At 62.5% G+C, this 19570-nt stretch carries 20 protein-coding genes and 2 tRNA genes; 5 read left to right on the forward strand and 17 right to left on the reverse strand.

The genetic code is table 11. The features are described 5' to 3' along the window. Window positions 1-50 precede the first annotated feature (50 nt). Window positions 51-800 carry a peptide-methionine (S)-S-oxide reductase MsrA gene (gene msrA / locus AC3FLX_RS20565; RefSeq protein WP_488699146.1) on the forward strand — a complete coding sequence of 250 codons (750 nt, stop codon included), beginning with the start codon at window positions 51-53 and terminating at the stop codon, window positions 798-800. Between the two features lie 494 nt (window positions 801-1294). After that, window positions 1295-2065 carry a hypothetical protein gene (locus tag AC3FLX_RS20570; RefSeq protein ID WP_488699147.1) on the forward strand — a complete coding sequence of 257 codons (771 nt, stop codon included), beginning with the start codon at window positions 1295-1297 and terminating at the stop codon, window positions 2063-2065. 161 nt (window positions 2066-2226) lie between these two features. On the opposite strand, the gene AC3FLX_RS20575 is transcribed toward AC3FLX_RS20570, so the two are convergent. The 13 genes from AC3FLX_RS20575 to AC3FLX_RS20635 all read right to left on the reverse strand — a co-directional run bounded on the left by AC3FLX_RS20575 (window position 2227) and on the right by AC3FLX_RS20635 (window position 14412). Then, window positions 2227-2303 (reverse strand) — tRNA-Pro (locus AC3FLX_RS20575). 56 nt (window positions 2304-2359) lie between these two features. Beyond that, window positions 2360-2797 (reverse strand): MerR family transcriptional regulator, encoded by a 438-nt coding sequence (locus tag AC3FLX_RS20580; RefSeq protein ID WP_488699148.1) that lies wholly within the window; start codon window positions 2795-2797, stop codon window positions 2360-2362. 199 nt (window positions 2798-2996) lie between these two features. Beyond that, window positions 2997-3413 (reverse strand): integration host factor subunit alpha, encoded by a 417-nt coding sequence (locus AC3FLX_RS20585; protein ID WP_488699149.1) that lies wholly within the window; start codon window positions 3411-3413, stop codon window positions 2997-2999. 75 nt (window positions 3414-3488) lie between these two features. Further along, window positions 3489-5936, reverse strand: coding sequence for a phenylalanine--tRNA ligase subunit beta (gene pheT, locus AC3FLX_RS20590; RefSeq protein ID WP_488699150.1), 2448 nt, complete (start codon window positions 5934-5936; stop codon window positions 3489-3491). A 66-nt stretch (window positions 5937-6002) separates the two neighbouring features. Further along, the gene (pheS, locus tag AC3FLX_RS20595) at window positions 6003-7028 is read right to left on the reverse strand and encodes a phenylalanine--tRNA ligase subunit alpha (RefSeq protein WP_488699188.1); all 1026 of its coding nucleotides are present in this window, start codon (window positions 7026-7028) and stop codon (window positions 6003-6005) included. 185 nt (window positions 7029-7213) lie between these two features. Continuing rightward, a complete protein-coding gene (gene rplT, locus AC3FLX_RS20600; protein ID WP_008650487.1) occupies window positions 7214-7570 on the reverse strand; it encodes a 50S ribosomal protein L20 in 357 nt (118 codons plus the stop codon). 28 nt (window positions 7571-7598) lie between these two features. Then, complete coding sequence (gene rpmI / locus AC3FLX_RS20605; protein ID WP_006575466.1) at window positions 7599-7796, reverse strand: 50S ribosomal protein L35; 198 nt, start codon at window positions 7794-7796, stop codon at window positions 7599-7601. Window positions 7797-7963: 167 nt separating this feature from the next. Next, window positions 7964-8485: a translation initiation factor IF-3 gene (gene infC / locus AC3FLX_RS20610; RefSeq protein ID WP_488699189.1), complete on the reverse strand. Its 522-nt coding sequence runs from the start codon at window positions 8483-8485 to the stop codon at window positions 7964-7966. Between the two features lie 47 nt (window positions 8486-8532). Next, entirely contained in the window at window positions 8533-10440 is a 1908-nt protein-coding gene (gene thrS / locus AC3FLX_RS20615; RefSeq protein ID WP_488699190.1) for a threonine--tRNA ligase, read from the reverse strand. 356 nt (window positions 10441-10796) lie between these two features. After that, window positions 10797-10873 (reverse strand) — tRNA-Val (locus tag AC3FLX_RS20620). A 21-nt stretch (window positions 10874-10894) separates the two neighbouring features. Beyond that, window positions 10895-13126 carry a RelA/SpoT family protein gene (locus AC3FLX_RS20625; RefSeq protein ID WP_488699151.1) on the reverse strand — a complete coding sequence of 744 codons (2232 nt, stop codon included), beginning with the start codon at window positions 13124-13126 and terminating at the stop codon, window positions 10895-10897. 16 nt (window positions 13127-13142) lie between these two features. After that, the gene (locus tag AC3FLX_RS20630; RefSeq protein WP_488699152.1) at window positions 13143-13505 is read right to left on the reverse strand and encodes a RidA family protein; all 363 of its coding nucleotides are present in this window, start codon (window positions 13503-13505) and stop codon (window positions 13143-13145) included. A 25-nt stretch (window positions 13506-13530) separates the two neighbouring features. Further along, entirely contained in the window at window positions 13531-14412 is an 882-nt protein-coding gene (locus AC3FLX_RS20635; RefSeq protein ID WP_488699153.1) for an alpha/beta fold hydrolase, read from the reverse strand. A 176-nt stretch (window positions 14413-14588) separates the two neighbouring features. Between AC3FLX_RS20635 and AC3FLX_RS20640 the strand changes: the two genes are divergently transcribed. Both AC3FLX_RS20640 and AC3FLX_RS20645 read left to right on the forward strand, forming a co-directional pair. Further along, on the forward strand, window positions 14589-15365 hold the full coding sequence (locus AC3FLX_RS20640; protein WP_488699191.1) for a 3-hydroxybutyrate dehydrogenase: 777 nt from the start codon (window positions 14589-14591) through the stop codon (window positions 15363-15365). A gap of 12 nt (window positions 15366-15377) precedes the next feature. Beyond that, window positions 15378-15857, forward strand: a complete 480-nt coding sequence (locus tag AC3FLX_RS20645) for a DUF411 domain-containing protein (RefSeq protein ID WP_488699154.1) — start codon at window positions 15378-15380, stop codon at window positions 15855-15857. Between the two features lie 127 nt (window positions 15858-15984). Here the strand turns inward: AC3FLX_RS20645 and AC3FLX_RS20650 are convergent, their stop codons facing one another. Both AC3FLX_RS20650 and AC3FLX_RS20655 read right to left on the reverse strand, forming a co-directional pair. Continuing rightward, window positions 15985-16623 carry a CoA transferase subunit B gene (locus tag AC3FLX_RS20650; RefSeq protein WP_488699156.1) on the reverse strand — a complete coding sequence of 213 codons (639 nt, stop codon included), beginning with the start codon at window positions 16621-16623 and terminating at the stop codon, window positions 15985-15987. Between the two features lie 11 nt (window positions 16624-16634). Beyond that, on the reverse strand, window positions 16635-17333 hold the full coding sequence (locus AC3FLX_RS20655) for a CoA transferase subunit A (RefSeq protein ID WP_488699157.1): 699 nt from the start codon (window positions 17331-17333) through the stop codon (window positions 16635-16637). Between the two features lie 157 nt (window positions 17334-17490). On the opposite strand from AC3FLX_RS20655, the gene AC3FLX_RS20660 reads away from it, so the two are divergent. Next, window positions 17491-18036, forward strand: a complete 546-nt coding sequence (locus AC3FLX_RS20660) for a PAS domain-containing protein (protein WP_488699158.1) — start codon at window positions 17491-17493, stop codon at window positions 18034-18036. Window positions 18037-18110: 74 nt separating this feature from the next. Here AC3FLX_RS20660 and AC3FLX_RS20665 read toward each other — a convergent pair whose 3' ends face one another. Continuing rightward, on the reverse strand, window positions 18111-18512 hold the full coding sequence (locus AC3FLX_RS20665; protein WP_488699159.1) for an acyl-CoA thioesterase: 402 nt from the start codon (window positions 18510-18512) through the stop codon (window positions 18111-18113). A gap of 8 nt (window positions 18513-18520) precedes the next feature. Next, a complete protein-coding gene (locus AC3FLX_RS20670) occupies window positions 18521-19549 on the reverse strand; it encodes a DctP family TRAP transporter solute-binding subunit (RefSeq protein ID WP_488699160.1) in 1029 nt (342 codons plus the stop codon). Window positions 19550-19570 lie beyond the last annotated feature (21 nt).

The following is a 19570-nucleotide window of genomic DNA, read 5'->3' on the forward strand; positions in this document are numbered from 1 at the left end:
GCCCGCCCCACTTTGCGCATATTTACCCTGACGGTGAAAGGAAAACGACCATGACTGCCAAGACCACGCTGCAACGCTGGGCACGCCCGACCACGCTCAAGATGATGGGGCTGGCCATGCTCGCGGCCGTCGCCACCACGTGGCGCGTGCCCGCGCTTTCGGCCGAAGACGCGGTGCGGATTCCCGCGCCCACTGTCGACGAAAAGGCCGGCGCCAGCCACGCCGAAACCGCTGTGTTCGCGGGCGGCTGCTTCTGGGGTGTGCAAGGAGTGTTCCAGCATGTACGCGGCGTCACGCTGGTCACATCCGGTTACGCCGGCGGCGCGGCCAATACGGCGCAATACGAGAAGGTCGGCACCGGCAGGACGGGCCACGCCGAATCCGTGGAGGTTCGATATGACCCGACGAAGATCAGCTACGGCAAGCTCCTGCAGATTTTCTTTTCCGTCGCCCATAATCCAACCCAGCTGAACTACCAGGGTCCGGACCACGGCACGCAATACCGATCGGCGATATTCCCGCTGACGCCGGAGCAGAAATCCATCGCCGATGCCTATATCTCCCAGCTTGGCGCAGCAAAGGCGTACGCATCGCCAATCGTGACGCGCGTGGAGCCGGGCAAGCCGTTCTATGCCGCCGAGAGTTATCACCAGGACTATCTGGTCAGGAATCCCAACGACATGTACATCGTCTTCAACGATTTGCCGAAGATTGGCAACCTGAAGAAGATGTTCCCGGATGTGTATCGGAACGATCCGGTACTGGTGTCGCAGTCGAAGGAAGCGAAGGATCTGAAGTAAAGGAAGGAAAGGATCGGGCAGCTCACTCGAACAGTTTGACCGCCACGGTCACAATCCAGCCCACGGCCAAGCAGGCCCCAATCCATCCACATCCGATTAATAGAACGTCACGCCAGGTCATCAGTAAATATGCAGCCGCACGATGCAGTACCGTCGTGCGGCATTCTTTTTGAGTTCGACAGATGCCGTCAAGGCTAGGCGATCCACAACTCAGAACAATGTCCGAGATGTAAGGAAATCTTGCGATACATCAAGAGCGAGCGTGTGCGGCGACACCCTGCTCGAAGGGTAAATCGTATGGCATCGCAAAATGCTTAAAATGTGACCCGCCGTTGAAGTCGCGGATTTTTTCATCTCTGCCAGATGAATGCGTCTTTTCCTTCGGCAGGCATGGACCACACCCATGTCGGAAAGGCTGGCGACCACGATGTCGGCCGCGACGCCACGCCGGACCAACAACAAAAACGCAGCCGACGATAGATAGGGAAGATTCAATGAAGAACAAGAGCATCCTGGCCATTGCCGCATCCGCGGCCATTCTGGCTGGTTGCGGCGGTGGCGGCGACGATTCATCCTTTTCGCCACCGGCGCCCGCACCTACCCCGGCCGCCAGCGCCGAAGGTATCTGGGCCGGCAAGAGCAGCGCCAACCGGGATATCACGGGCATCGTGCTGAACGACGGCACCTACTACGTCATGTACACCGTCGTCGGTGTACCGACTGTCCTCGACGGCGTGATCCAGGGCACGGGAAAGATCAACGGGGCCAGCTTTGCGTCCACGGATGGACGCGACTTCAATTTTTCCACCGCATCGGTGCAGGGCCTGAGCGTTTCGGCGACCCCGCAAACCAAACAGACCCTGAACGGCAGCCTTGCGTATATTTCACCGGCCAGCACGCTGACGTTCACCAGCGCATATAGCGCTGACTACGAAAAGACGCCGACGCTGGCGAGCATCACCGGCCGGTACACGGGGCAGTCCGCACTGCTGGGCAACGTCGAGAACCAATCGATCACGATTGCGGCCGACGGCTCCCTCACGGCCACGGGCGCGAGCGGTTGCATTACCACCGGCAAGGCCACGCCTCGCGCAAGCGGCAACGCCTACGATCTTTCGATCACGTTCGGCGCAGCACCCTGCCTGTTCTCGACGCAGACGTTCAAAGGCGTCGCCTACTTCGACCCCGCATCGAAGCGACTCTACGCAGCCAGCCTGAACACGGGCCGCACGCAGATCGCTGTGTTCCTGGGAACCAAGCAGTAATGGCGAACGGGTGAGCGATGCTTGCCTGATGGACAGTCCGTCGTTGGTTTTTTTTTTGGATGGTGGACTGTCGTCTTCGATGAAGAATCGGCAGACAGTAGTAGGAACGCAGAAAAGACAAAGCCCGCGTAACCATACGATTACGCGGGCTTCTTTTTTTCTGGTCGGGGCGAGAGGATTTGAACCTCCGACCACCTGCACCCCATGCAGGTACGCTACCAGGCTGCGCTACGCCCCGAAGAAGAACGAGATTATATCAGAGCCATCAGTAATGGCTAGTAGTTTGCGGGTAATTTATTCGTGTCCTGCGATCTGCTTTAGCTGGGCCAGCAGGTGTTGGACTTCCACCAGTTCGCCGCGCAGTGTGTTGAGGTCGACCGACAGCACGGGCGCCTCCAGCGTGACATCGGACTTCGCTTCGACGGCCTCGGCCGGCGTGCTGGCACCTACGCCGTGGTGACGTCCTTCGTCTAGGCGATTGCGGGCGCCGTTGATCGTGAAGCCCTGCTCGTAAAGCAGGTCGCGGATGCGCCGGATCAGCAGGACTTCATGGTGCTGATAGTAGCGGCGATTGCCTCGGCGCTTCACCGGCTTGAGTTGCGTGAACTCCTGCTCCCAATAGCGCAGCACGTGTGGTTTGACGGCGCAAAGCTCGCTGACTTCACCAATCGTGAAGTAGCGTTTCGCGGGAATCGGCGGCAGCGCAAGGCGCTCGCTGGATTTGTCCGTCATGCGATGCAGAAGCTGATGTCAGCCCCATCGGGGCAAGACTCGGTTGGCGCGACGCGCGCGCGGCATTGCAGGATACAGATTGCTACCGCCTCGGGCAATCCAACCAATGTGGCAAATTGATACAGATTGGTGGCAGCCGCGACGACGGTGCTACCACTGACGCTTGCGCATTTGCGCAGCGCCAGTGTGCATGGCGTCGTCAGCCCGGAACGGCCAGGTCGGCGCGTTCCTCGACCAGGCTCTTGAGCTTCTGGCTGGCGTGGAACGTCACCACGCGGCGCGCGGTGATCGGAATGATCTCGCCCGTCTTGGGATTGCGGCCGGGGCGTTGCGCCTTGTCGCGCAACTGGAAGTTGCCGAAGCCCGAGAGCTTCACGCTGTCGCCCTGTTCCAGGGCTTCACGAATCACGTCGAAGAAGGCTTCGACCATATCCTTCGATTCGCGCTTGTTCAGGCCAACCTGGTCGAACAGCATCTCTGCGAGTTCGGCCTTGGTCAGCGTAGGCACCTCGGTAGCGCGGGCTTCCGGCGATGCATCGTCGAAGGAGGCAGCGTGCCGGTCGCTTGCCTCACCCAGGTCTGCAGCATTCATGGAAATCGCGTCTCGATCGTTCATCCTTGATCGCTCTCTTGAAACTGTCTGGCGATCCGCCCGGGGGCTGTGCCCGGGCGCTCCAAATGCGATAGTTGCTTAACCGCGCAGGCGGGCCGCGAAGCCTGCCGTCAGCGCATCGATCATGCAACGCACCGCACTGTCGACTGTCTCGTCCTGGAGGGTCGACCCAGTATCTTGCAAGGTTACCCGGAAGGCAAGACTTTTCTCATCGGCGCCAATTGACGCCGATGCCGCCTTGGGACGGAACTCGTCGAACAGCACCAGGCTCTGTACAAAGTGGCCCGAGCCGGCCTTGTCCAGCGCCGCGCGCATGGCATCGATCATGTCCTGCACGCGCACCTGCTGCTTGACCACCACAGCCAGATCGCGCACGGCCGCCGGGAACTTCGAGATCTCGGTGTAGACCGGCAGACCCACGTCGCGCAGCGCATCGAGCTCCAGCTCGAACACCACGGGCGCGTTGGTCAGCTCATATTCCTGCAACCAGCGCGGGTGAATCTCACCCACCACGCCAACTTCCTTGCCGTCGACGATCACGCGCGCGGCACGCCCCGGGTGCAGCGCGGGATGCGCCACCGGTTCGAAGCGCGGCGTGCGCGGATGGAACAGCGCTTCCACATCACCCTTGATGTCGAAGAAATCCACCTGCCGCGTAGCCACGCCCCACTGCTCTTCAAAAGCAGGACCGTAGGCGATACCAGCGGCCATCATCGGCTGACGGTAGCCCGCCACGGTCAGGCCGCCATCGGCAACGCTCGGGTCGCGGTGGAACACGCGGCCCACTTCGAACAGCCGCACGCGTGCGGCCTTGCGGTTGAGGTTGTAGCGCACCTTGTCGACCAGGCCGCCAATCAGCGTGGAACGCATCACGGCCAGCTGGCTCGCGATCGGGTTCAACAGGCGGATCGGGTTGTCGTTGGCGGCAAAGTCGCGTTCCCACTGCTCTTCCACGAACGCGAAGTTGATCACTTCGTTGAAGTCGCGTGCAGCCAGCGCGTGGCGCACCACGTGCTGCGAGCGCCGGCCTTCGTTGGTCGGGCGCATCTCGCTTTCGGCGATCGGCGGACGGGCCACGATACGCTCGAAACCATAGATCCGCGCCACTTCCTCGATCAGGTCTTCTTCGATCTCGATATCGAAGCGGTAGCTCGGCGGCGTGACTTCGAATACTTCGCCTTCGGCACCTTGCGAACGCGTGAACGGCAGGTTCAGGCGCAGGAACACATCGGCGATTTCCGCCGAAGACAGTTCGATACCCAACACACGCTCGGCGCGTGCCACGCGCAGCTTCACGGGCGCACGCTGCGGCAGGTTGACGATCTGGTCGTCAACGGGACCAGCCTGGCCGCCGCAGATTTGCAGGATCAGCGCCGTGATGCGCTCGATGTGCTCGACGGTGGTGGCGTAGTCCACTCCGCGCTCGAAACGATGCGCGGCATCGGTCGAGAAGTTGTAGCGGCGCGCGCGGCCCTGGATGGCATTCGGCCACCAGAACGCGGCCTCCAGATAGATGTTCGTCGTATCCAGCGTCACGGCGGTGCTGTCACCACCCATGATGCCGGCCAGGCTCTCGATTTCCTTGTCGTCGGCAATCACGCCGACCTGCTCGTCCACCTCGACGGTATTGCCGTTCAGCAGCTTGAGCTGTTCGCCCTTGCGGCCCCAGCGCACGTCCAGCCCGCCGTGGATCTTGTCCAGGTCGAACACGTGGGAAGGACGGCCCAGTTCGAGCATCACGAAGTTCGAGATATCGACCAATGCCGAGATGCTGCGCTGGCCCGAGCGTTCCAGTCGCTGCACCATCCACGCCGGTGTGGCGGCGTGGGCGTTGACGCCACGGATGATACGGCCCGAGAAACGGCCGCACAGATCGGGCGCCGAAATCTTCACCGGCAGCTTGCCCTGGATCGTCACGGCAACCGGCGACATGTCCGGCAGCGTCAGCTCGGCGCCGGTCAGTGCCGACACTTCGCGGGCGACACCGTGGATCGACAGGCAGTCAGCCTTGTTCGGCGTCAGCTTGATCGTGAAGATCTGGTCGTCCAGGTCCAGATACTGGCGGATGTCCTGCCCAACCGGGGCGTCGTCCGGCAGCACCATCAGACCGCCGTGATCCTCCGACAGCTTCAGTTCGCGGGCCGAGCACAGCATGCCGTAGCTATCCACGCCACGCAGCTTGCCCACCTTGATTTCGAACGGCTTGCCACCGTCTTCGGCCGGCGGCAGCACTGCACCCACCAGCGCGCACGGCACCTTGATGCCGGGCTTCACGTTCGGCGCGCCGCAGACAATCTGCAGCGTCTCGCCGGTGCCGGCGTCCACCTGGCACACGTTCAGGCGGTCGGCGTTGGGATGGCGTTCGGTGGCCAGCACGCTGGCCACCACGATCTTGTTGAACGGCGGCGCAACCGGGCCCACCTCTTCCACTTCGAGCCCGGCCATGGTCAGGCTGTGCGACAGCGCGTCGGTGGAGATCTTTTCAGGGTTGGCGAACGTGCGAAGCCAGGATTCCGAGAATTGCATGGCGCTACTGATCCGGTAGGTATTCTGTGATGTCTGGGACGATATGCGTAAGGCGTACTATGGCGGTCAGGCGAACTGGCGCAGGAAGCGCACGTCGCCTTCGAAGAACAGCCGCAGGTCGTTGATGCCATAGCGCAGCATCGTCAGGCGCTCCAGGCCGGAGCCGAACGCGAAGCCGATATAGCGCTCCGGGTCCAGGCCCATGTTGCGCAGCACGTTGGGGTGCACCTGACCCGAGCCGGAAATCTCCAGCCACTTGCCATTGCCGAACGCCATGTCGATTTCCGCCGACGGCTCGGTGAACGGGAAGTACGACGGGCGGAAGCGCACCTGGATATCGTCGCGCTCGAAGAACTTGCGCAGGAAATCGGTGTAGACCCCCTTCAGGTCGGCGAAGCTCACGTCCTCGCCAATCCACAACCCTTCCACCTGATTGAACATCGGCGAATGGGTGGCGTCGCTGTCCACACGATAGGTGCGGCCAGGGCAGATAACCTTGATCGGCGGCATGGCCTTGCCAGCGTACTTCTGCACGTGCATGCGCGCGTAACGCACCTGCATCGGGCTGGTATGGGTACGCAGCAACAGAAGCTTGTCGTCGCTGTCACGGCCGTCCACATAGAACGTGTCCTGCATCGAACGCGCCGGATGGTTATCCGGGTTGTTCAGCGCGGTGAAGTTCATCCAGTCGGTTTCGATCTCGGGGCCGTCGGCCACGTCGAAGCCGATCGAGCCGAAAATCTGCTCAACGCGTTCCCAGGTGCGCATCACCGGGTGCACGCTGCCACGCGCCACGGCGCGGCCAGGCAGCGTCACGTCGATGGCCTCGGCGGCCAGGCGCGCGTTCATCAGCGCATCGGCCAGCGCTTGGCGGCGCGCCTGCAGCGCGGCTTCCACCTGCTGCTTCACCTGGTTGATGCGGGCACCTTCGGTCTTGCGGGCTTCAGGGTCCAGCTTGCCGAGGCCCTTGAGCAGTTCGGTCAGCGCGCCAGTCTTACCCAGGAAGCGGGCCTTTTCGTTTTCCAGCGTGGCGTTGTCGTTGGCAGCAGCGAAGGCGGCCTGTGCGTCGGCGACGATTTGATCCAGATCCAGGGACATGACAGTGGATGGTACGTGGAAGGAAGTCGCACCAGGTGCGGACATTTCGGATGACGTTTCGGATGGAGGCCATCGACACGGCATTCGAAATGAAAACGGGGCTCGGTGAGGAGCCCCGTTTCAGCAGACCTTGCGGTCGGTGCTTGCCCGGAAGCGCTTACGCGCTTCCGCAGCCGGCATCAGGCAACGGTGGCTTTCACCTGGTTGACGATGGCGGCAAAGGCAGGCTTGTCATGGATAGCCATGTCCGACAGCACCTTGCGGTCCAGTTCAATCGAAGCCTTCTTCAGGCCGTTCATGAACACGCTGTACGTCATGCCATGCTCACGCGTAGCAGCGTTGATACGTGCAATCCAGAGAGCGCGGAACACGCGCTTCTTGTTGCGACGATCGCGGTATGCGTACTGGCCAGCACGCATGACCGCCTGCTTGGCGATACGGTAGACATTATTGCGACGGCCGCGGTAACCCTTGGCAGCGTCGATGACTTTCTTGTGACGGGCCCGTGCAGTAACCCCACGCTTGACTCGAGGCATATGAAACTCCTTTCGTTATCGTTTGAGGTTATGCGTAAGGCATCATTGCGCGAACGGACTTCAGGTTCGTCTCATGGACGTCCTGGGTGCCGCGCAGTTGACGCTTGTTCTTGGTGGTCTTCTTGGTCAGGATGTGACGCTTGAAGGCCTGGCCGCGCTTGAACGAACCGTTCGGGCGCGCCGTAAAGCGCTTGGAAGCGCTTTTCTTGGTCTTCATCTTAGGCATGAAAAACTCCAGCTCTATGACATGCATGCAGGTGGATGACTGACGCCATCGCTTGCAAAACCCGCATCCACTTGTTTTTGTACGCAGCACTCCAGGCGCCACGCACGGTTTCCGCACAGGACGACGCCGGGACACGCATGGCATCCCGGCCGTCACCCGCGCAAGAATCACTTCTTCTTCTTGGGGGCGATCACCATCACCATCTGGCGACCTTCCATCTTCGGCATCTGCTCGACCTGACCCAGTTCCTCTAGGTCCGCCTTCAGACGCTCGAGCACGCGCGCGCCGATTTCCTGGTGGGCCATCTCACGACCGCGGAAACGCAGCGTGATCTTGGTCTTGTCCCCATCCTCCAGGAAGCGCCTCAGGTTGCGCAGCTTGACGTTGTAGTCGCCATCATCCGTGCCAGGACGGAACTTCACTTCCTTGACCTGGATGATCTTCTGCTTGAGCTTGGCCTCATGGGCGCGCTTAGCTTCCTCGTACTTGAACTTGCCGTAGTCCATGATGCGGGCCACGGGCGGAGCCGCGTTGGGCGCGATCTCCACGAGATCCAAGTCCTTCTCCTCGGCCATGCGCAGTGCGTCCATGAACTTGACGATGCCGAGCTGCTCGTTATCAACCCCTACCAGGCGCAGCTCAGGCGCACTGATTTCCCGGTTGATACGGTGACCTTTGTCTGTAGCGATGTTCCGTTACCTCAAGAAGACAAAAAAACAAGCCGTGCTTCACACCCTCAGGCTTTGCTGGAAACGTCGTTCTGGAGACGCTCCACAAACGCGGAAACGGGCATGACACCCAGATCCACATTGCCACGGGCACGCACGGCCACTTGATTGGCGTCCCGCTCCTTGTCGCCTACCACCAACAGGTAAGGGATCTTCTGGAGCGAGTGCTCGCGGATTTTATACGTAATTTTCTCGTTACGCAAATCAGCCTTGGCCCTAAACCCTTGTTTTTGCAAGAGTTGCACGACGCTTTCTGCATATTCCGACTGCGATTCGGCAATGTTCATGACCACGACCTGCTCCGGCGCCAGCCAGGCGGGCAGCGCACCCGCGTGATTTTCGAGCAGGATGCCCAGGAAGCGCTCGAACGAACCCAGGATCGCACGGTGCAGCATGACGGGGCGTTTCCGGCCGTTATCGTCAGCGACGTATTCGGCATCCAGGCGCTCCGGCAGCACCAGATCCAGCTGCAGCGTGCCGCACTGCCACGAGCGGCCGATGGCGTCCTTGATGTGATACTCGACCTTCGGGCCGTAGAAAGCGCCCTCGCCCGGCAGCTCTTCCCACTCCACGCCACAGGCTTGCAGCGCCAGGCGCAGGCCTTCCTCGGCGTGATCCCAGACCGCGTCCGAACCGGCGCGCTTTTCAGGGCGCAGCGACAGCTTTACCTTGACGTCCTTGAAGCCGAAGTCGTCATAGACCGAGAACGCGAGTTCGTTGAACGCCTTCGCCTCCGCGACGATCTGCTCTTCGGTGCAGAAAATGTGCGCATCATCCTGCACGAAGCCACGTACGCGCATCAGGCCATGCAGCGCGCCCGACGGCTCGTTGCGGTGGCACGAGCCAAACTCGGCAAAACGCAGCGGCAGGTCACGATACGAACGCAGGCCGTGGTTGAAGATCTGAACGTGGCCCGGGCAATTCATCGGCTTGATCGCGTAATCGCGCTTCTCCGACTCCGTCACGAACATGTTCTCTTTGTAGTTCTCCCAGTGGCCCGACTTCTCCCAGAGAGAACGATCCATCACTTGCGGCGTGCGAACTTCCTGGTAGCCAGCCTCCGTCAGACGGCCGCGCATGTATTGCTCGACGGCCTGCCAGACGCTCCAGCCCTTCGGGTGCCAGAACACCATGCCCGGCGCCTCTTCCTGCAGATGGAACAGATCCAGCGTCTTGCCCAGACGGCGATGATCGCGCTTCTCGGCTTCCTCGAGCATCGTCAGGTAAGCGTCCTGGTCTTCCTTTCGGGCCCAGGCCGTGCCGTAGATGCGCTGAAGCATCTCGTTGTTCGAGTCACCGCGCCAGTAGGCGCCGGCCACCTTCATCAGCTTGAAGACCTTGAGCTTGCCCGTGGACGGCACGTGCGGGCCGCGGCACAGGTCGACGAAGCTGCCTTCACGATAGAGACCGATTTCCTGGTCGGCCGGAATCGACGCGATGATCTCGGCCTTGTACTTCTCGCCCATCTGCTCGAACAGCGCCACCGCCTCGTCGCGGTTCCACACTTCGCGCGTGACCTTCTCGTCCTTGCGGGCCAGCTCCGTCATCTTCTTTTCGATGACGGCCAGATCCTCGGGCGTAAAGGGGCGCTTATAAGAGAAGTCGTAGTAGAAGCCGTTCTCGATGACCGGGCCGATCGTGACCTGAGCATCGGGAAACAGCTCCTTCACCGCATAGGCCAGCAAGTGGGCCGTCGAATGACGGATCACGTCGACGCCGTCGGCATCCTTGTCCGTGACGATGGCCAGCGACGCGTCGTCGCCAATCGTGTAGCTCGTATCGACCAGACGGCCATCTACCTTGCCGGCGAGCGCCGCCTTGGCCAGGCCCGAGCCGATGCTCTGTGCCACTTCGGCCACCGTGACGGGGCCGGGGTATTCTCGACGGGAACCGTCCGGCAGCGTGATTGCGATCATCATTGCACCTCTTGTGGATTCCACCGCGCCGGCTTCTGGGTGCCGTGGCGAGCGGAGCATAGCAACTTTTATGGCACCGGCTCGTCAGATGCGGCGGAGCACGCATCGGACATCACCGGCTACGAAATCTTTCGGGCTGACCCGCACCCCGAAACTTCCGAAACAGGGAACGCGGCAGCTTAGCAGGCTGCTGGAAAACGACAGACGAAAAAAAACGCGGCCAAGGCCGCGTTTTTCTGTCTTTCCCCGCATTCGCTGCGGGTCGAAGGCGCACCTCGACTACTGTCGCTAACCAGCGGTAGTAGTTCGAGTTGTCATGTTCATGGTGCGCTTCCGGCGTTGTACTGCATGTTCGTTGGTAGGCTCGATTGGACTCGAACCAACGACCCCCACCATGTCAAGGTGGTGCTCTAACCAGCTGAGCTACGAGCCTAGCGAAGCGCGAAGTATAACCTTATTTTCGTCGCGCGTGCAACACCCCCTGCACATCCTCGATCAGCGACAGCGCGCGTTGCAGCTGCGTGGCCTCGGCAACTTCCGCGGTGAACTGCATGCGCGCAACGCCCTTGCTCGACAGCGTCTTCACGCCCGTCACATTGATCTTCTCGCGCGACAGCACTTCGGAAATATCCCGCAGCAGCCCCTGCCGGTCCACCGCTTCCACCTGGATATCGACGGGATACACCGCATCGCTGCGCTTGCCCCATTCGGTCTGGATCACGCGCTCGGGCGCGCGGGTCGACAGCTGCACGAACGTGCTGCAGTTGCGGCGGTGAATCGACACACCGCGACCGCGCGTGACGAAACCGACGATATCGTCGGGCGGCGCCGGCTTGCAGCAACGTGACATCTGAGTCATCAGCGAGTCCACCCCCACCACCAGCACGCCGCTCTTTGCGCCGCGCGCCACACTGGTGGAGCGACTCTTCTTGGTGACCGCTTCTTCCTCGTTGAAGGTGTGCTGCGGTTCGCCCTCAGGATGGCGCAGCGCATGCTCCACGTGACGCAGGCTGAACTCTTCCTTGGCCACCGCCGCGTACAGATCATCGGTCGTCTTGAAGTTGAGTCGCGTGGCCAGGTCATCGAGATTGACCGCCGTCTTGCCTTCGCGCTGCAGCGTCTTTTCGATCAGCGCCCGACCCTGTGCCAGGGTTTCCTGCGAATCCAGGGCATTGAACCACGCCCGCACCTTGGCGCGGGCCCGGTTGCTCGCCAGATAGCCCAGCTCGGCGTTGAGCCAGTCGCGCGACGGCCCGCCCTGCTTGACCGCCACGATCTCCACGGTCTGACCGTTCTTGAGCGACGTATTGAGCGGCACCATCGCACCGTCCACGCGCGCGCCACGGCAGCGGTGACCCAGGTCGCTGTGCAGGTAGTAGGCAAAATCCACCGGCGTGGCGCCCTGCGGCAGCGCCACCACGCGCGCCTGCGGCGTCAGCACATAGATATGGTCGTCGATGGCCGCATGCTTGAGCTGCTCCCACGGCGAATCCTCATGGGCGACGGTGTGGTCGGCTTCGTCCTTCCAGGCCAGCAGTTGCCGCAGCCATGCAATCTTTTCGTCGTAGGTGTTATCGGCGGCAAACTGGCCGCTGTAGCCCTTGCCGCCCGCTTCCTTGTAGCGCCAGTGCGCGGCCACGCCGTACTCGGCAAAGTGGTGCATCTCGTGCGTGCGGATCTGCACTTCGAATGCGCGGCCATCGTCGCCAATCACTACCGTATGAAGCGACTTGTAGCCATTCGCCTTCGGCCGCGAGATATAGTCGTCGAACTCGCGCGGAATCGGCTGCCAGATATGGTGCACGATGCCAAGGACGGTGTAGCAGTCCTTGATGTCGTCAACGATCACCCGGAACGCGCGCACATCGTACAGATCGGCGAAGTCCAGTTCCTTGCCGCGCATCTTCTTCCAGATGCTGAAGATGTGCTTGGGCCGGCCGCTCACCTCGGCACGTATGCCGGCCGAGGCCAGTTCCGATTGCAGCCGCTCGATCGCGCTTGAGATATACCCTTCGCGTTCGATCCGCTTTTCATCGAGCAACTTCGCGATGCGCTTGTAGGTATCGGGCTGCTCGAAGCGGAAAGCCAGATCCTCCAGCTCCCACTTCATCTGCCAGATCCCGAGCCGGTTGGCCAGCGGCGCGTAGATGTCCAGCGTTTCGCGCGCCACGCCGGGCAGCGGCGGATTCTTGGTCTGCGCCAGCCAGCGCAGCGTTTGCAGCCGCGACGCCAGCCGCACCAGGACCACGCGGATGTCCTGGGCAAAGGCCAGCAGCATCTTGCGCAAGGCCTCGACCTGTTCGTGGCGGGCAGCCACCTGCGACTTGGACGATTCCGAAACATCGGCCTGCGTCACCGCGATGGCACCGATGCGCAGCAACTGGCGCACGCCCTTGACCAGGCGTACCACTTCTTCACCGAATCTGGGTTCGATCTGCGCTTCGGCATCGGGCACGAAGGCCGCCGCCGCGAACAGACACGCCGCGGCGCGCGCGGCATCGTCCACGCGCAAGCCGTCCAGGATGCGCAGCATCCCCTCGGCATGCGACAGCACACTCTCACCGGTGGGCAGCAGCACAGGCGTGTCACCGTCCGCCACGTCGCGCACGAATGCGAGCGCGCGCTCGACGAGTCCGGCATCCGGAATACCCGCGGTCTGGCCCGTCAGCTCCGTCGACGTCACCATGTCACAACGCCCTGCATCAGTTAAGGGCGGCCGTCACCACCACTTCGATCAGGTAGTCGGGGTTGGCCAGTTTTGCTTCCACCGTGGCGCGCGGGGGCGTGTTGCCCTGCGGCACCCATGCGTCCCACACCTCGTTCATCTCGCCGATGCGCGTGACGTCGGTCAGAAAGATCTGGCACATCAGGATGCGGGTCTTGTCGCTGCCAGCTTCTTCCAGCAGACGATCGATATGGCCGAGCACCTCGCGGGTCTGGCCACGCAGATCGGCCTTGGGGTCAACTTCGGGCACCTGGCCCGCCAGATAGACCACGCCGTTATGGACCGCGTATTCGGACAGGCGCTTGCCCACGTGGGCGCGCTTCAGGGTGTTGGTGCTCATATCAGTTCTTCTCAAAAAATTCTGTTTACGTTCCCAGGAAGAATTCCCGGGCGATGGCAATCTGGGCAGGATCGACGAACGTCGGCGCGTGGCCCACATCGGCAATTTCCACGCTCGACACCTGCTTGCCACGGGCCACCATCTCGGCAACCGTCTCGCGCAGCAGCAGGTCCGATTGGGCGCCCCGCACAATCAGCGTCGGACCCTGCGCTGCCTCGAACATGCGCCACAGCGCCAGCTCGCCGGCCTGCACGGCCTCGGGCGGCGTTTCCTTGAACGGCACGGCCAGCGCGGGGTCGTAGTGCAACCCCCACTCCAATCCTTCGGCGCCTTGCACGGGCTTGAGGATGGCCCCATTCAGCTCGCGCCATTGCTCGGGCGTATGGCGGCCGAACGACGAGCTGATGGTCTGCAGGTACGCCAGACCTTCTTCGAACGTCTTGAATCGCACGGGCAGACCCAGGTAGGCGCCGATGCGCTCGATCGCTTGCGCGGTGATGCGCGGCCCCACGTCATTGAGCAGCAGCTTGCGCACGGGCGACTTCGGCAAGCCAGCAAGCCCCATGCCGATCAGCCCGCCCATCGACGTACCGAACCAGTCCACCTGCTCCACATTGAGCCGCGCGATCAGCGTGACCATGTCCGAGACATACTGCGGCAGCACGTACTGGCGCGGATCGGCCAGCCACTCCGACCGCCCGCGACCCACCACATCGGGACACACCACGCGATACTCGCCGGACATCGACTGTGCCAGCACATCGAAATCGCGCCCGGTCCGCGTCAGGCCATGCACGCACATCAGTACGCGCGGATTCGAAGGGTCGCCCCATTCGTGGTACGCCATGCGATGCAGGCCCACCGGGCTGATGCACTGAACGAATCCGAGGCGCGGACTGGAAGACATCTGGAACTCCCTGCTTGGTGCCGCCGCATCCCCTGCGGCGTACGGGTTTTTCGGAAATGCCTGCCTATGACGAGATCGCGCAAACTATGCGAAATACGGCGCCTGGCCAAAGCCGGATTGTACGCCCTGCGAGTACAATGCCACAGCACATCCTGACACTCCCGATGGAGGCTTACATGCTCAAAGGCAAGACGGCACTGGTCACGGGCTCGACCAGCGGTATCGGACTCGGCATCGCGCAGGCACTGGCTGCGCAGGGCGCCAATATCATCGTCAACGGATTCGGTGATGCCGACGGCGCAAAGGCGGAGATCGCCCGCGCGGGCAGCGGCATCCAGGTGGGCTACCACGGCGCCGACATGAGCCGTGCGGCCGAGATCGAGGACATGATGCGCTATGCCGAGAAGGACTTCGGCGGCGTGGACATCCTCGTCAACAACGCCGGCATCCAGTTCGTGGCGAAGATCGAGGAATTCCCGGTGGACAAGTGGGATGCGATCATCGCCATCAACCTGACCTCCGCCTTCCACACGACCCGTCTCGCCCTGCCGTCGATGAAGGCGAAGAACTGGGGCCGCGTCATCAACGTGGCATCCACCCACGGCCTGGTCGCTTCGGCGGAAAAATCGGCCTACGTCGCCGCCAAGCATGGCATCGTCGGCTTCACCAAGGTAACCGCGCTGGAAACCGCGCAGACCGGCGTCACCGCCAACGCGATCTGCCCCGGCTGGGTACTGACACCGCTGGTGCAGAAGCAGGTGGAAGCGCGCGCGCAGAAGGAAGGCATTCCCGTCGAGCAGGCCAAGCGCGAGCTGGTGCTGGAAAAGCAGCCGTCCGGGCAATTCGTCACGCCCGAGGAACTTGGCGCGCTGGCCGTGTTCCTGTCCAGTGAAGCCGCCCGCCAAGTGCGCGGCGCGATCTGGAACATGGACGGCGGCTGGGTGGCGCAGTAAGGAGAATCAAGCATGACTCAACGCTCACGGCGCCAGGCGCTGCGCGCAATGGGTGCCAGCGCGCTGCTGCTGTCCCCGCTGATGGCACTGGCGCAGGCGCCAAAAGACCTGAAGATCGACGTCTACAAAAGCCCGACCTGCGGCTGCTGCGAAGACTGGGTCAAGCATCTGCGTGACAACGGCTTTACCGTCGCCACGCACGACGTGGAAGATACCGGGGTCTATCGCAAGAAGTACGGCATCCCCGAGCGCTTCGGCTCCTGCCATACCGGTGTCATCGACGGCTATGGCATCGAGGGTCACGTGCCGGCCGGCGATATCAAGAAACTGGTCGCCGCGAAACCGAAGGCGGCCGGACTGGCCGTGCCGGGCATGCCGGCCGGATCGCCGGGCATGGAGTACGGTCCGCGCAAGGACCCGTTCGACGTGCTGCTGGTGAAATCGGACGGCGCCGCATCGATGTTTTCGAGCTACAACAAGGCCAAGGGCTGAACCGTTCGCCCTCCGCTCGGGCCTGACTGGCACGCGTCAGGTCCGCGCCCATCAAAAAACCCCGCCGGCGCAAACCGGCGGGGTTTTTCTATCGGCGGACCGATCCGATCCTAAGATCAAAATCTGATCAGATCAGTTCGGCTTCGGTCTTCGCCTGAACTTCCTCGCGCGTGACGCCCGGCGCCGTTTCCACCAGCTTCAGGCCCTGCGGCGTGATATCCATCACCGCCAGATCGGTGATGATGCGGTTCACCACGCCCACGCCGGTCAGCGGCAGGTTGCATTCCTTCAGGATCTTCAGGTCCTCGGTGCCGTCCTTCTTCTTGGCGGTGTGTTCCATCAGCACCACCACCCGGCCCACGCCGGCCACCAGATCCATCGCGCCGCCCATGCCCTTGACCATCTTGCCCGGGATCATCCAGTTGGCCAGGTCGCCACGCTGATTCACCTGCATCGCACCCAGGATGGCCAGATTGATCTTGCCGCCGCGAATCATCGCGAACGAGTCCGCCGACGAAAAGATCGACGAACCCGGCAGCGTCGTCACCGTCTGCTTGCCGGCGTTGATCATGTCGGCGTCCACTTCTTCTTCAGTCGGGAACGGGCCGATGCCGAGCAGGCCGTTTTCCGACTGGAGCCACACCTCCATGCCTTGCGGCACGTGGTTGGCCACCAGCGTCGGCAGGCCGATACCAAGGTTCACATAGAAGCCATCCTGCAGCTCCGCGGCCGCGCGCGCGGCCATTTCGTCACGTGTCCATGCCATGATCTGTCTCCTTACTTGGCACGCACGGTGCGCTGTTCGATGCGTTTCTCGGGGTTCGTGTTCAGTACGATGCGGTGCACGAAGATGCCAGGCAGGTGCACGTCGTCCGGGTCGATCTCGCCAATTTCGACGATCTCTTCCACTTCGGCGATCGTGACCTTGCCGGACATGGCGCACACCGGGTTGAAGTTGCGCGCGGTGCGGCGGAACACCAGGTTGCCGGCCTTGTCGGCCTTCTGGGCCTTGACGATGGCCACGTCGGACACCAGCGAGCGCTCCATCACATAGGTATCGCCGTTGAATTCGCGGGTTTCCTTGCCATCGGCGACGATCGTGCCGACACCGGTCTTGGTGAAGAATGCCGGGATGCCCGAGCCGCCGGCGCGCAGCTTCTCGGCCAGCGTGCCTTGCGGCGTGAATTCGAGCTCAAGTTCGCCGGCCAGGTACTGGCGCTCGAACTCCTTGTTCTCGCCCACGTACGACGAGATCATCTTCTTGATCTGCCGCGTCGCCAGCAATTGGCCCAGGCCGAAGCCGTCGACGCCGGCGTTGTTGGAGATGCAGGTGAGCTGCTTGGCGCCGCTATCGCGCAGTGCAGCGATCAGCGCTTCGGGGATGCCGCACAGACCGAAACCGCCCACGGCGATCGTCTGGCCGTCGCGTACGACGCCCGCGAGCGCCTCGGCGGCGCTGGCGTAGACCTTGTTCATGTTCGCTCCTTCCTCGGTAGTCCCGCTCTTGCGCGGCCACTTGGCCACACGCGGAAATTGTAACGGTACAATCGGCGGTCAGGCGCCGCCGTTGACGCCCCAAAGGATACGTCAACGCATGCCGCGAACGCCATTACGTAAAAGTACATAAGGGATAATGCCGTCCATCGACTATCAGACCGCATTCCAGCTGGCGCCAGTTGGCCTGGTGCTTTCGCGCGCCCGCGTGATCGAGGATTGCAATGACGAGGTCTGCCGGATCTTTGGCACGACGCGCGAAGCGCTGATGGGCCAGTCGTTCCAGGTGCTCTACCCCACCGCCGACGAGTTCGAGCGCACCGGCGCGCGCATCGTGCCGGTCATGAACACCAAGGGACTGTATTCGGACGAGCGAATCATGAAGCGCGCCAACGGCGAACTGTTCTGGTGCCATGTCACCGGCCGCTCGCTGGACCGCAAGGACCCGCTCGGCGCCGGCATTTGGACTTTCGAGGATTTGTCGCAGAAGCGGCCGGTCACGGCCGAGCTGACCGCCCGGGAACGCGACATCGCCGCGCAGCTGGTGGAAGGCAAGACCAGCAAGCAGATCGGCAAGCTGCTGTCCATCAGCCCGCGCACCGTGGATATCTATCGGGCGCGGCTGATGAAGAAATACGGGGCGCACACGGCGGTGGACCTGGTCCAGCGCCTGGTGAATCACTGAGAGGGAGCATTGCCGGGGCGTGCTCCCCTCCCTCGCAACGCGGGAGAGGGGACCCACCGGCAGTCAGCGAAGACCTACCCCTCGATCAGACGCCGGATTTCCTCCGGCACCGGCACGCTCTTCTCCACCGCGTAATCGCACCACACCACCTTCGCCCCGCCCTCCGCCCAGACCACATCGGGCAGATCGGTCCGGCGAATCTCTATCTTCGTCTCGAAGCTCGACCTCCCCAGCTGTCCCGCGTACACCCGGCACTCGATATCGCCGGGGTAGCGCAACTGCTTCAGGAACGTCATGTGGGCGTTGATCAGCACCGGACCATGACCGTTGCCGTCACGGCCATTGCGGCCGATCGACTCGAACCATTCGATCCGGGCCTGCTCCAGGTAGCGGAAGTACACGGTGTTGTTGACATGGCCCATTGCGTCCATGTCACCCCACCGGATCGGCATCACGCAGGTGAAGACGTGTTTCATCGGCCCGTTCAGCGCTTGGCGATCGACGTTTCGGCCTTGGTCACCAGGTCCGCGCCGATCTGCTTCTTCCACTTGTCGTAGACCTTGGCCGTGGCCTTCTTGAACGCGTCGTGCTCGGCCGGGGACAGCGAGACCACCTTCACGCCGTGCTGCTCCATATCCTTCCAGGCCGGCGCGCCCGGCTCGACCAAGCCCTTGCGGGCCAGCGCGATTTCCTGCTTGCCGGCGTCGATGGCGGCCTGCTTCACGATCTCGCGGTCGGCCGGCGTCCAGCTTTCCCAGATCTGCTTGTTGACCACGAAGATCAGCGGATCGGCAACATAGCCCCAGGTGGTCACGTACTTCTGGCCCACCGTGTAGAGCTTGGCGGCGGCGAACACGCTTTGCGGGTTCTCCTGGCCATCCACGGCGCCCGACGCCATCGCCGGCTGCGCATCGGCCCAGCTCATCTGCGTCGGGTTGGCGCCCAGCGCGTTGAACGTTTCAATGTACAGCGGCGAGCCCACCACGCGCAGCTTCAGACCCTTGAGGTCTTCCGGCTTGCGGATTTCACGCTTGGAGTTCGATACTTCGCGGAAGCCGTTCTCGCCCCAGGCCAGCGGCACCACGCCAGCCTTTTCCAGCGTACCGAAGATCGACTTACCGACATCGCCTTGCGTCAGCGAGTCCAGCGCCTTGTAGTCGGGCATCAGGAACGGCAGCGAGAACAGGTTCAGTTCCTTGACCTGCGGCGACCAGTTGATGGTCGAGCCAACGGCCATGTCGATCACGCCCTGGCGAATGGCCGAGAACTCGCGCGTCTGGTCTCCCGCCACCAGCGACGTGCCCGGGTACAGCTTGATATTGATGCGGCCGCTGGTGCGCTGGCGCACCAGGTCCGCCCAGATCTCGCCGCCCTTGCCCCACGGGAACGCGGGGCCCAGCACCAGCGACATCTTGTACTCGGCCTTGTAGGTTTGCGCCATCGCGGCCGGCGCGGTGAAGGCGGCGGCGGCAATCGAAGCGGCAACGGACAGCATCAGGGCACGGCGTTTCATTCGGGACTCTCCTCGTTTCGT

This window comes from Cupriavidus sp. 291-E7, from assembly GCF_057798835.1.

What these genes read in the sequence shown, in the direction of transcription:
- AC3FLX_RS20640 (WP_488699191.1), top strand. Translation starts at nt 14,589, where the DNA reads ATGCTCAAAGGCAAGACGGCACTGGTCACGGGCTCGACCAGCGGTATC.
- AC3FLX_RS20650 (WP_488699156.1), bottom strand. Translation starts at nt 16,623, where the DNA reads ATGGCATGGACACGTGACGAAATGGCCGCGCGCGCGGCCGCGGAGCTG.
- AC3FLX_RS20665 (WP_488699159.1), bottom strand. Translation starts at nt 18,512, where the DNA reads ATGAAACACGTCTTCACCTGCGTGATGCCGATCCGGTGGGGTGACATG.
- rplT (WP_008650487.1), bottom strand. Translation starts at nt 7,570, where the DNA reads ATGCCTCGAGTCAAGCGTGGGGTTACTGCACGGGCCCGTCACAAGAAA.
- AC3FLX_RS20625 (WP_488699151.1), bottom strand. Translation starts at nt 13,126, where the DNA reads ATGGTGACGTCGACGGAGCTGACGGGCCAGACCGCGGGTATTCCGGAT.
- rpmI (WP_006575466.1), bottom strand. Translation starts at nt 7,796, where the DNA reads ATGCCTAAGATGAAGACCAAGAAAAGCGCTTCCAAGCGCTTTACGGCG.
- AC3FLX_RS20585 (WP_488699149.1), bottom strand. Translation starts at nt 3,413, where the DNA reads ATGAACGATCGAGACGCGATTTCCATGAATGCTGCAGACCTGGGTGAG.
- AC3FLX_RS20570 (WP_488699147.1), top strand. Translation starts at nt 1,295, where the DNA reads ATGAAGAACAAGAGCATCCTGGCCATTGCCGCATCCGCGGCCATTCTG.
- AC3FLX_RS20630 (WP_488699152.1), bottom strand. Translation starts at nt 13,505, where the DNA reads ATGAGCACCAACACCCTGAAGCGCGCCCACGTGGGCAAGCGCCTGTCC.
- AC3FLX_RS20635 (WP_488699153.1), bottom strand. Translation starts at nt 14,412, where the DNA reads ATGTCTTCCAGTCCGCGCCTCGGATTCGTTCAGTGCATCAGCCCGGTG.
- AC3FLX_RS20655 (WP_488699157.1), bottom strand. Translation starts at nt 17,333, where the DNA reads ATGAACAAGGTCTACGCCAGCGCCGCCGAGGCGCTCGCGGGCGTCGTA.
- pheT (WP_488699150.1), bottom strand. Translation starts at nt 5,936, where the DNA reads ATGCAATTCTCGGAATCCTGGCTTCGCACGTTCGCCAACCCTGAAAAG.
- AC3FLX_RS20645 (WP_488699154.1), top strand. Translation starts at nt 15,378, where the DNA reads ATGACTCAACGCTCACGGCGCCAGGCGCTGCGCGCAATGGGTGCCAGC.
- AC3FLX_RS20670 (WP_488699160.1), bottom strand. Translation starts at nt 19,549, where the DNA reads ATGAAACGCCGTGCCCTGATGCTGTCCGTTGCCGCTTCGATTGCCGCC.
- AC3FLX_RS20580 (WP_488699148.1), bottom strand. Translation starts at nt 2,797, where the DNA reads ATGACGGACAAATCCAGCGAGCGCCTTGCGCTGCCGCCGATTCCCGCG.
- msrA (WP_488699146.1), top strand. Translation starts at nt 51, where the DNA reads ATGACTGCCAAGACCACGCTGCAACGCTGGGCACGCCCGACCACGCTC.
- AC3FLX_RS20660 (WP_488699158.1), top strand. Translation starts at nt 17,491, where the DNA reads ATGCCGTCCATCGACTATCAGACCGCATTCCAGCTGGCGCCAGTTGGC.
- thrS (WP_488699190.1), bottom strand. Translation starts at nt 10,440, where the DNA reads ATGATCGCAATCACGCTGCCGGACGGTTCCCGTCGAGAATACCCCGGC.